At 31.0% G+C, this 12,360-nt stretch carries 7 protein-coding genes; all 7 read left to right on the top strand.

Translation table 11 applies throughout. The features are described 5' to 3' along the window. Nucleotide 1 precedes the first annotated feature (1 nt). Nucleotides 2-1,330 carry a pilus assembly protein PilO gene (locus L3B96_RS03100; RefSeq protein ID WP_238858812.1) on the top strand — a complete coding sequence of 443 codons (1,329 nt, stop codon included), beginning with the start codon at nucleotides 2-4 and terminating at the stop codon, nucleotides 1,328-1,330. A 9-nt stretch (nucleotides 1,331-1,339) separates the two neighbouring features. After that, nucleotides 1,340-2,332: a prepilin-type N-terminal cleavage/methylation domain-containing protein gene (locus tag L3B96_RS03095; protein WP_238858811.1), complete on the top strand. Its 993-nt coding sequence runs from the start codon at nucleotides 1,340-1,342 to the stop codon at nucleotides 2,330-2,332. A 71-nt stretch (nucleotides 2,333-2,403) separates the two neighbouring features. Next, the gene (locus tag L3B96_RS03090) at nucleotides 2,404-4,878 is read left to right on the top strand and encodes a hypothetical protein (RefSeq protein WP_238858810.1); all 2,475 of its coding nucleotides are present in this window, start codon (nucleotides 2,404-2,406) and stop codon (nucleotides 4,876-4,878) included. A gap of 18 nt (nucleotides 4,879-4,896) precedes the next feature. Then, entirely contained in the window at nucleotides 4,897-5,532 is a 636-nt protein-coding gene (locus tag L3B96_RS03085; RefSeq protein WP_238858809.1) for a type II secretion system protein, read from the top strand. 103 nt (nucleotides 5,533-5,635) lie between these two features. Beyond that, nucleotides 5,636-10,066 (top strand): Ig-like domain-containing protein, encoded by a 4,431-nt coding sequence (locus L3B96_RS03080; protein WP_238858808.1) that lies wholly within the window; start codon nucleotides 5,636-5,638, stop codon nucleotides 10,064-10,066. Nucleotides 10,067-10,348: 282 nt separating this feature from the next. After that, nucleotides 10,349-10,762 (top strand): GtrA family protein, encoded by a 414-nt coding sequence (locus L3B96_RS03075; protein WP_238858807.1) that lies wholly within the window; start codon nucleotides 10,349-10,351, stop codon nucleotides 10,760-10,762. Between the two features lie 33 nt (nucleotides 10,763-10,795). Further along, entirely contained in the window at nucleotides 10,796-12,349 is a 1,554-nt protein-coding gene (locus tag L3B96_RS03070) for an NAD(P)/FAD-dependent oxidoreductase (RefSeq protein ID WP_238858806.1), read from the top strand. The last annotated feature ends 11 nt before the right edge of the window (nucleotides 12,350-12,360 follow it).

Raw genomic sequence — 12,360 nt, 5'->3', positions numbered from 1 at the left:
TATGAAAATAAGTAAGAAAGAAAAAACAATGTTATGTGTATTAGGAAGTATCATAGTAGGCTTTTTATATTATCAGTTTATTTATTTGCCACAAGTAGACCAGCTTCAGCAAAAGGTTAGGAAAGAAAATGAGCTTAAACAAAAATATGATACGGTAATGAATACAATAAAATCAATGGAAGATAAAAAAAGTGACGTAAAAATCTTAAATGCTAAAATAAATGATGAAGCTCTACCTTTTTATCCAACAATAAATCAAGAAAAAATAATAATAGAGTTAGATAAATTATTAAAAGACAATAGTTTAAAGGGGAGTGTAACTTTTCAACCAATAGTTTCAAATAGTGTAGAGAATTCCAAAAAAGAGGCAAAATCTTTAGCCGAGAGTTCATTGCAGCCTATAGTTGATCAATATAATCATGCATTTGGAGATTCTGAGAAATCTAAACAAAGTGATGACAAAGCTGTAAATAATCCTACAAATAGTGATGCTAATAACAAGAATTCTAATAATAACGGAGCAAGCAATGCAAATGCTTCAAACAATTCCCAAGATAGCAGTAACAAAGATTCAAAGGATGCTAAGAAAAATACGGTGCAGTATCTTAAGTGTGAGGTGAATTTTGAAGGCAAGTATGAAGATTTAGATAAGTTCTTAAATGCAATTGACGAAAATGAGAAGAAAATCGTAGTAAATTCTATAAATTTAAATTCAGATACTTTAGATGGAGTAAAAGGAAAAATAAATCTAGAATTCTATTCAATTCCGAAGATTAATGACGAATTAGAAGGGTATTTAAAGTTAGATTTAAATGGAAGCTATGGAAAGAGTGTTCCGTTTGGTGCAGGAACAGCAAGTAGCACATTGGCAAGCAAAACAGTAGCAAGTGGGCAGGAAGAGAAAGAGCAAAGTGATTTTATAGCTTTAGTAAAACCTACAGCTTCTGATCTTCCAACGATAACTATTGGTAAGGCAAAAGACGATTTAAGAACATCTTATGTTTATGCAGATAGTAATTCAGTAGAAAATGCTGAAATGATATTAACACAAGATGGAGACAAGTATTATTATAAATATAGGACTTCAAAAGGAACATTTCCAGCTAATTATGATGACCTGGGAGCAGAATTTGCACCAACATCTAAAAATATGGTGCTAGATATTTTAAGTAGGAGCAGGTTAGATGCAAATGATAATTCAGGAATGAAACTTAAAATTGTTAATAAAACAGACAAGTTGCTAAATGTAAATATAATTGGAGAGGATTCTAATAATCCACGCGTTACAATTGAAGGTGATTTAAATAATATAAGTGTTAATAATAAGTAGGTGAGGATTATGAAGAATAATTCTAAAAAGCATGAAGGTTTTACCCTAATAGAAGTAGTAATAAGTATAGCGATATTATCAATAATCTCTGTCGCTCTGTATGATGGATTTGTGATTATTACAAAGCAAATTAGGGCAGGGCAGGTAAAACAATCAGTAGCGTTAGAAGGAAAGAACATACTTGAGAAAATGAAGGCCACGGATTTTGTAGTTCCAAGTGTTACTACAGATGCTGCACTTAAGATTGATGATCAAATAGAACTGCAAAAAGAAGAAAATGATGATGGGGATATTTTTTACACTAGATATCTAAAGGAAGATTTTTCAGTGTGTCCTAGAGAAGTAAGTAAGTATGTTGAAAAAGTGACTTTAACTCCTACAGGCGTAACGTTAAATGATGAACAAATAACAGATGAATTAAAAAACACAAACAATATTAATTATAAATTTTATATAGGAAGAGAGTTAAATGTTACAGGGGTTGAAGATTATATTAAGCATAATATCACAGATATTACTCCTAAAATTTTAGAAAGTGATTCAAATAAAATAGCAATTTATGTTTATTTTGAAACTTCACCTAGCTCAACAAGGGATAGAGCTATAACAATTAAGGATTCTAAGGGAACTACACTTTTAGAGACAACTGAAACTTTAACAGATACAACTTCTTCAAAAGTAAATTTATGCATGAATTTTAATTATTATAAGAAAATTGATAATACTGCTTTAAAGGATGTAGAAATATATGTTTATAATAGAACTGGAAGTGCCGCAAACATATATTTGCAAAAAAATAGTACTCAAACAGCAAACGTAACAGTATGTAAAGGTGAAATAAATGTATATGACAATCGTTCTGAAGATTCAGATGAAGATGAAATGGGAACTTTATATGATGTTAAACTTGAAATAAGTGATTATTCTAAATATAAGAACGATGAAATTCATGAAGATAAAGATAATTTATTTACAGGATATTCTAAGAAAAATATACACTAATAAAAGAAACTGCTATGCTGTAATTAAGAACTTAAATAACATTGTTAAAGTTTATAGAAAGGGGTGAAATTTTGAAGAGGAAAAAGCAAGGTGCTGGTTTGATTACAGTAATAATTGCATTCATGTTTGTGTTTACAGTAGCAACAGCTATGCTATCAATGGTAGCAAGTAATTATAAGGCAAGGGTTGTAGAAAGTAAAAGAATTGAAAATCTATATGCTTCAGATTCTGGATTAGATGTTGCATATAATATAATTGCAAAAACTTTTGATGCTGCAACTAAATATGCAAATTTAAAGGTTCAGAAAATGCAAAGTTTAACTGAAACTAGTACAGATGATGGAACGAGTATATATAACACAGATTATATAGAGGTGCAAAAGGAAATCAAGTCTTTAAAAGACAGTATTAATGATTTACAAGAGGAAATTAATACATTATCAGACTGGAATAAAAATCACCCTGATCAGCCAAGAAGCAAAAGTGAACTAGAGAGACAGATAGCGCAAAAGAAAGCTTTAATAAAGGATGACGAAAATATTAAAGAGATTCTTTGTAATGAAGAATTTAAAAGAACTTTTAAGAATTTTATAGCAACGCCGCAAGTGCCTGAATCTGAGTTAGGACAACATGAGAGTGCACCTAATAAACTTAGACAGTCAATAGAAGGGTATGGAGAACCTAAAAGACCTGGATATGTTGATGAAGTTAGATTGAATACTAATACAAATGATATTGATTTTACGGATGAGAAGGTGGAATTTGGGATACAAAATAATAAGTCACCAGAACTTACGGCAGATATTGGCGAAGTTACGAAGGTTTCCAATGATGATCCACCTCTTGAAATTAGTGATGATCATTCAGCATCAGTAAAAAATCTAAGGATTGTTAGAACAGGACAAGAGGCATATAACAATTTAACTGTAACTTCAGTTTTTTATAGCGAAAAAAAAGAAGAAAAAGAAATTAATCAAAGGCAACTTAAAGCAACTTATAAAATTATAGTGCCTAACTACAAAGATATATATTTTCAAAATGCTAATGAGGGATTAAATGATCTAGCCACTAAAAATAGAGCAATAACAATTTATGGAGATATGAAAGTGAATAAGGTAAATGAATTAACTGTTGGTGGAGAAGTGTTTGTTCAAGGTAGCAATGATCAAAGCTTAAGCGATAGGGTATATGGAAAGTACTTTGGCGGAATAACCGTGACAAATAGTAATGGCGTTAAATTTAAAAAAAATGTTATTACAAGAGGAACTTTTAATCTTCAAACACCCACAACAGCAACAGATAGTAATAAACGAACAACAGAAATTGATGAAAGCTTATATGCTAAAAATATATATGTAGGTAATATTAATAGTACTGAAATTCCAAATCAAAAGAGCCAATTAACCATAAATGATGCTATAATAAACAATGATTTGACATTAAATGCTAATAATGCAGGGATAACAATAAATAATTTATATGGAATCAATGATATAGATCTTAGTAAAAAAGCAGAATCATCTAGTAGCATAATAGTGAATTGTGATAGTAATAGTAACTCAACAATTGATCTTGAAGATTCAGTATATCTTATGGGGACTGCACATATTGCTGCTACTAATGAAAAAGGAGAAGATTATCAAACAGCAGAGTCTGGAGCAGTTAAAGGAAATTATATAGCTTACGCTATTCCTTTAAATGAGGCTGAAAAATTTGCGTATTATAATCCATTGCAGTTATTGGAACCATCCCTATATACAACAGGACCAGCACTTACTGTAAAGAAAGATCACTTTATTGATTATTGGAACAAACCAAGTAGTAATCCATCTTCAGGTGGGATTATTTGGCCAGAAGATAATATATATTCTATTGGAGTTATAGTCTGCGAAACAACTGATGAAAATGGAGAAAAAAGAAACGAAGTAATAAAAGGTAAGAGTACTGAAGATTCTGAAGTAAATGGTGTAGTAAATTCAAAAAGAGAAGAATTTGCAAAGTATGATTATAAATTCGGACAAGAGGCGAGTTTGTCAGATTATACCGATTCGAATATAATGAGTTTTGATTCGTTAATTGACACTAGCAAAATTCCATCAAAGTATAATTTGACGGATGGAGAATATGCAATTTTCAATGGGAGCAGTAGTAAAGAAATAAAGATCACAAAATCAGCTAGTAATGATACGTCAATAGATATGACTACTAATTCTAATGTGATAAATATACAGGTGGGAAACACTGGTGTTTTAAATGCCATTATAGCTACAGCGGGAAAGGTTTCTATCGAATCAGGAGTTACTATTAATGGATGTATCATTGCTAAAGGTGATTTAGATATCAATGCAAGCGATGTGACAATAAACTATGATCCTGGTGTTATAGAGAGAGTTCAATCACGGAACTTTAATGATTTTAAATATATCTTTGGTGAAAATGTAGATATTACTTCTACTACTGGTGATGGTACATCAAATTCAAATGGTTCGGCTAATTACGATTTGAAAAATTTTTTAGAAAATAAATTATGGAAAATGATCAATTAAGAAGGTGGATGTTTAATAATGGAAAAGAAAAAGCCTGGTTTTACATTGATAGAAATGATAATTGCATTAGCATTAACAGTAACTATATTAGGAATTGCAGGTTCAATGCTTATTACTGGAAATAAGGTTTTTTCTGATTCAGATATTAGATCAACGCTGCAAATAGAAGGACAAGCAATTCAAGAGAAAATAAGTGATGCTGGGATGCAGGCTCTTAGTGTAGAGTCTTGCAAGTATGGGAGTCTAGAAATAAAAGATCAAAAGTATAATAGTGACATTATTATGTCTAAATTAATAAATATTAAAGGCGAATTTTCTGAAGATGGAGAATGGATAGATCTATCACAAATTTCATTCAAATCATCTAGAAATAATAGTGAATATGATGGTAGTATTGATACTATAACAAATACTGAAACAATTCCTATTAGTTACAATAAAGATTTAAAGAAATTATCTATAGGCTCAGAAATCATATCAGAAAAAGTGGAAAGTATAAGAATACATCCTGAAAATATAAATGATGGAAATTCGACTATAGATGAAGCCAATTCAATAGAATTTCATATTGTACTAAGTAAGGCAAGAGCTTTTAGTAATGTTACCTACCCAATTGATTTTACAATTAAATTTAGAAATAAAGGAACCACTTAGTATGATATGAATATATTCATTAAAGATAACTCGATAATAAACATAATGAAAGAGTCAATTTAATTTAGACTTTCAAAACTAAATGAAAAAGGGGGATGATGTTATGAAAAGAATAATAAAATTAAACAAAAGGTTTATAAGTTTCTTTTTAGCTGTAATGATAATATGGTCAATGGGATTTACAGGAATCAAGGCATCAGCAACAACAGACACTGTTAATGGAGATTGGACTGCTGAGAATGTTACTTGTACAAATACAAGTGAAGCTCAATTGATGGTCAGGGTTGGAGATATAGATAATTTTGGATTTGGCTGGTCACCAGGATTTGATCCTTTTTCAGGTAAAGAAACAGATACACATTCATATCCTTTTTATCCTGAATCAGATGATAAAGATGGTACAGACAGAATTATGGTAGTATCAGGATATGATTATAATGGTAGATTTAAAACAACTGGTGCAAATAGAGATGGATATACTGAAACAACTCAAAGAACTGATAGAACTATATATAAAAAAAATGGTAGCTATACAACTAATTCTTGGGGAGCAATAATATATAGTACAGAGAATGATAATAATGTCAGACCAATATATATTACCTATGATTTAACCAATATTAGTGTTAAAAATGCTACAATTCAAATGTTTGTAGATGATTTCCAACCTGGAAAAGCTCATGGTATAAGTAGTGGAACTGTAAGCTATAAAGCTACAATAAATGGACAAGACTTTCCAGAGTTATCAAATATAATAAATAATTTAGATCAGTCAGGACCAAGAGGAAAAATGATAACTTTTCAAATTCCTGAAAGATTTTTGAATTTAGTTAGAACAGGTCAAATATATATAAAAATAGATGATACAACTTCGGGGCATACTGGTGATGGTTATGCAATAGATTTTGTTAAGCTCTTAATTAACAAAACAAACTCTACAACTAATACTGCTACAATAACAGGAAACGTTAAAGATTCAAGTAATCATAATATACAAGGGGCAACAGTTTCAGCAGGTGGTGTCGTGACTGCAACAACAGATTCAAGTGGAAATTACACACTCAATAATGTACCAGCAGGACAAGCTATAGTTACAGCTTCAAAAACTGGATATAATACAGCAACTCAGACTATTCCAACAGTAATTTCAGGAGGGGGATATATAGCTAACTTTACGTTAACTTCAGCAACTCCACCAAATGCACCAACTATAAGTGCAACGCCAACAACGCCAACAACAGGTAAAGTTACTGCAACTATATCATATTCAACAGATTCTTCTATACAACAATATAGAGTGAATATAGGAGAAGTAACAGGGGAATGGAAAACTTATAATGGTAGTTTTGATGTCACACAAAATTGTACAATTGAAGCTCAGGGTATAAATCAGTATGGAAATGCATCTCAAATAGCAACTTATACAGTTAGCAATATAATTACCAATACTATGCCACAAGTAAAAATAGATGTACGTGATGCTACAGGTACATTGGATGAATATTCTGCAAGTTCAACAGATACTCGATCAAGAATAGATAAGGATGTAACGAGTAGTAATTATGTACTAAAAGGTGATTCTTATGCAGATTTTAATATAAGTAGCAATAGTGCAAATGCATTTCAATATTCTATAATAAAAAACAGCGGGACCCAGACTAATATGCCTTCAAGTTGGGATGGTACTGTTGATTTACAATCACAAAGTGGAAATCAAGATGTTGTTACTGACGAAAAAGGTTATCTTACTCAAAGAGCATATGATGTTAATCACATGTTGACTTTGACAGATACTAAGAACTGGAGTGACCCTACTCAAGTATTTAAATATCCGTATCCAGAAATAGGATATAAAAGCGCAGATACATCGGCAACTAAAGATGCTTATGGTTATCAGGAAAATGTAGTTCCATATAATATAACTGATGTAAATGGAAAAACAATTACTGTAAATTCACGATGGCATAGCAATACAGTATTTATGAATAATATGGATATATTTGGAGCATATAAGGAAGCATCAAAATTCTGGGGATATATTAAGGTTCCAAAGGATGGAAATTATATATTTGGAGCGGTTTCAGATGATGGTTGTAGAGCATGGATAACAGCTAATGGATCAACACAACAAATAGTTAATATGTTCTATCCTCAGGGAGCAACTTTTGGAAGTAATAATATTTCTTTAAATTTAAAGGCAGATCAATATTATCCTATATATCTCGAATATTTTAACTGGGGAGGATCAGCTGCTTTTCAATTGTATTATACAAACAGCAGTTCAAGTCTAACTAATAGCAATAAAGTAGCAATTACAAAAGATTGGTTTTATCCGTCTAAGAGTACTACACCTGGTGAATATGATCAAACATTATTTACAGGAGGCAGCGGAATAAAGTTACCAGATAGTCCAGGACAGTATTATATAGCGTACAGAACTGTAAGTAAGAATGCAGATGGAAGTATAAATACTAATATAAATGGATATAGGGAAGGAATTTACGGACCGTTTGTTGTTAAACCTATGGCACCTTTATCTTTGAATAAAGCATATGATAATCAAAATGCATATGCAGGAAGAAGTTTTGAAATAAAATATACCATAACGCCTAATGATATTCCAGTTAATGATTTTAGCAGTACAGTGCAACAGAACCTACAGGTAAGTAACATTAAGTTTAATGAACTTTTACCAACTGGTTTAACTGTTGACACATCTAAAATAGATAATAGTAAAATATCAATAGTTACAAATGGAAATGGTATAAGTGGTAATTTAGTTCAGAGTATACAATATAATAAGGATAGTACAGGGACTAAATACACAGCCCAGCCCATAACTTTTTCTATTTGGGTAAAGTCGGATACAAAGAATACTTATAATATGTTAGGGCAAAATTCTTATATAGCTTATCAGGATATAGATGGAGGAAACAGAACAGCTAATTTTAATGATTTGGCAATTGACGTGAATATGTTAACTGCTCCAGTAATAACATCACCAAAAGATGGAACAAGTACAAGCGATAATAAGCCAACAATAAGTGGAACAGGTGAGGCAGGAGATACAGTAACTGTATATGATGGAACAACTGCAATAGGAACAGCAACAGTAGACAGTAATGGAAACTGGAGCTTAACGCCATCAACAGTATTGACAAATGGAAAACATGAAATAACAGCAAAGCAACAAGATGCAGCAGGAAATGTAAGCGAAGCATCAAATACAGTAAATTTAACAATAGTGATATCAGCACCAGTAATACCATCAGCACCAGTAATAACATCACCAACAAGCGGAACAAGTACAAGTGATAATAAGCCAACAATAAGTGGAACAGGTGAGGCAGGAGATACAGTAACTGTATATGATGGAGCAACAGTAATAGGAACAGCAACGGTAGACAGTAATGGAAACTGGAGCTTAACGCCAACAACAGCATTAGCGTATGGAAGTCACTCAATAACAGCGACTCAAGCAGATGGAGCAGGAAACACAAGTGAAAAGTCAAATACAGTGAATTTAACAATAGTGATATCAGCACCAGTAATAACATCACCAACCAATGGAACAAGTACAAGTAATAATAAGCCAACAATAAGTGGAACAGGTGAGGCAGGAGATACAGTAACTGTATGTGATGGAACAACAGTAATAGGAACAGCAACAGTGGACAGTAATGGAAACTGGAGTTTAACTCCAACAACAGCATTAGCGTATGGAAGTCACTCAATAACAGCAACCCAAGAAGATGCAGCAGGAAACACAAGCGAAGTATCAAATACAGTGAATTTAACAATAGTGATATCAGCACCAGTAATAACATCACCAACCAATGGAACAAGCACAAGTAATAATAAGCCAACAATAAGTGGAACAGGTGAGGCAGGAGATATAGTAACTGTATATGATGGAGAAACGGTGATAGGAACAGCAACAGTAGACAGCAATGGAAACTGGAGCTTAACTCCGGCAACAGCATTAACAGATGGAAATCATGTAATAACAGCAACTCAAGCAGATGGAGCAGGAAATACAAGTGAAAAGTCAAATGAAGTAAATATAACAATAGACACTGCAGCACCAAGTACTGTTTTAAAGCATGGCTTATATAATGGCAATGGTGTTAATATAACAGAAGAAAAAGATTTAAAAGATGCAAATGGAAATCCAGTAACAAATGGGATTCCAGTAACAAATGGAATTCCTGTAACAATGGCTATGATAGTTAATGTAGGATCATCACATCCAGTAATAAATTTGAGTGTAGATAATAATTCAAAAATTACAGTAGATAATACTTCATTTAAAGGATATGACATTTCAGGAGGCTCAATTGGAAGTGTAACATCATTAAGTATAGATGAAAGTGGAAATATTACAGGACTTTCGGCACAAAAGGGGAATATATATCTAATAGTATATACTATTACTCCAAGAGGAAGCGATAAAGTTGCTTTAACAGCAACAGCAGATAGTACAAGTCCTGTGCCTGTTACTTTAAATATTAAAGCTCAACCAGATTTATTCTAAATAAAGAATAGGATGTGCAGCAAAGTGGGATTTTTCATCCTACTTTGCAATATCTTAGTATTTATAGAAAGAACCTAACTTAGTTCCTATACATGACTTTTGAAGTATAGAAACTACTAAGTAGAAGTACCCTAAGGTACAATCAAAAAAATAATAGATGATTATACTGGTCTATTATTTTTTTGGTTGTTCCCCAATATGAATCCTATTGGAGTTCTTATTTTTTACAATATATTATCAGAATATAATATATTGTAGAAGATTATTAAGGAGTTAACTTAAATGAATAAGAAAATGATTTTTAATGAATTTATAAGATATATCTTTGTAGGTGGAGCTGCTTTTATTGTAGATGTACTAATCTTGTATGTCTTTAAAACAAAAGTATTTTTTGAATTAGACGATATAGGGATTTATATATCGACTGCTTTAGGATTTTCAGCAGGATTAGTTTTTAATTACATCTTTTCAGTAATTTTTGTTTTTAAAAGTGCTAAGGAGCAAGACAAAGGAAGAAATATATTTTCTTTCTTTTTATTTTCACTAATAGGGATAATAGGGTTGTTTTTAACTGAAACTGGAATGTATGCAGGAGTAGATTTATTTCATATTAATTATTTGATCACAAAAGTTATAGTTGCAACAATAGTACTAATATGGAACTATGTTGCAAGAAAAATACTAATATTTACATAATAAATACAATTAAAAATTGGAGGAAGAGAACGCTTGGAAAAGGTTATTATAATTGGTGCAGGGCCAGCAGGACTTACTGCAGCATATCAGTTATTAAAAAATACTGAAATTAAACCAATAATTATTGAAGAATCAGAATTTGTTGGAGGTATTTCAAGAACGGCTGTTTATAAGAATAATCGTATGGATTTGGGAGGACATAGGTTTTTCACTAAAAATAAACAGGTAATGAATATATGGAAAGAATTAATGCCCATTCAAGGGCATTCTTCTAAAGATGATATTATATTAAATAAAAAATTAGAGTTAGAAGAAAATGGACCAAATCCTGAAGAAGATGAAAAAGTTTTATTAAAAAGAAGTAGGACTTCGAGAATATTTTATCTTAGAAACTTTTTTAATTATCCCATTACCTTAAGTTTTGAAACTTTTTATAATATGGGAATACTTCGTACAATTAAAGCAGGTATTGGTTATATCAAAGCATGCTTAATAAAAAGAAACGAACTTTCCTTAGAGGATTTTTACATAAATAGATTCGGACAACCATTATATGAAATGTTTTTTGAAGATTATACAGAAAAATTATGGGGCGTTCATCCGTCAAAAATTGAACCAGACTGGGGAGCTCAAAGAGTTAAAGGATTATCATTATTTAAAGTTATTTTATCTGTATTGACTAAGCCTTTTAAAGGTTCAAAAGAATGTGAAACCTCATTAATAGAAGAATTCTACTATCCTAAAAAGGGGCCAGGACAGCTTTGGGAAGCTATGGCAGATGAGATAATTGAAATGGGTGGAGAAATTATTTTTAATTCAAAAGTTAATGTGATTGATGTTAAAGATAATAAAGTAGTAAAGCTTAAGGCAAAAGATATTGGTGGGAATGTATTGGAATATAATAATATTAAAGCTGTATTTTCTTCAATGCCTATTAAAGATTTAGTTAAATCTTTTGGAAATATGCCAAGACAAGAAATAAGAAATATTGCTGAAAATCTTCCATATAGAGATTTTATTACAGTAGGCTTACTTTTAAATAAATTACAATTAGAAAATAAAACAAAAATCAAAACTGTTTCAAATATTGTCCCAGATTGTTGGATATATATTCAGGAAAGAGATGTTAAAATAGGAAGATTACAAATTTTTAATAATTGGTCACCATATTTGGTTAATGATTTAGAAAATACTGTTTGGATAGGTCTTGAATATTTTTGCAATGAAAATGATGAAATGTGGAATATGAGTGAAGAAGCTTTTATTAATTTTGCTATAGATGAGCTATGTAAAATTAACATAATAAATAAAGATGATGTTTTAGATTCTACAATTATAAAAGTAAAAAAGGCTTACCCTGCATATTTTGGAAGTTATAAAAATTTTGATTCTATAAAAGACTATATAAATTCTATTGATAATTTATATTGTATCGGAAGAAATGGTCAACATAGATACAATAATATGGATCATTCAATGCTAACAGCAATAGAGGCAGTCGATTCGTATATAAATAATGGAATTAATAAATATAAAGTTTGGGAAGTTAATGCTGAAGAAGAATATCATGAAATTAAAACTAGTTAGTAGGGGGAGAA

This window comes from Clostridium sp. YIM B02569 (genome assembly GCF_022320765.1).
GTDB lineage: Bacteria > Bacillota > Clostridia > Clostridiales > Clostridiaceae > Clostridium > Clostridium beijerinckii.
Note: the sequence above shows the minus strand (reverse complement) of the source record. Positions and strands in the feature narration are given on the sequence as shown.

What these genes read in the sequence shown, in the direction of transcription:
- L3B96_RS03080 (WP_238858808.1), top strand. Translation starts at nt 5,636, where the DNA reads ATGAAAAGAATAATAAAATTAAACAAAAGGTTTATAAGTTTCTTTTTA.
- L3B96_RS03100 (WP_238858812.1), top strand. Translation starts at nt 2, where the DNA reads ATGAAAATAAGTAAGAAAGAAAAAACAATGTTATGTGTATTAGGAAGT.
- L3B96_RS03095 (WP_238858811.1), top strand. Translation starts at nt 1,340, where the DNA reads ATGAAGAATAATTCTAAAAAGCATGAAGGTTTTACCCTAATAGAAGTA.
- L3B96_RS03075 (WP_238858807.1), top strand. Translation starts at nt 10,349, where the DNA reads ATGAATAAGAAAATGATTTTTAATGAATTTATAAGATATATCTTTGTA.
- L3B96_RS03085 (WP_238858809.1), top strand. Translation starts at nt 4,897, where the DNA reads ATGGAAAAGAAAAAGCCTGGTTTTACATTGATAGAAATGATAATTGCA.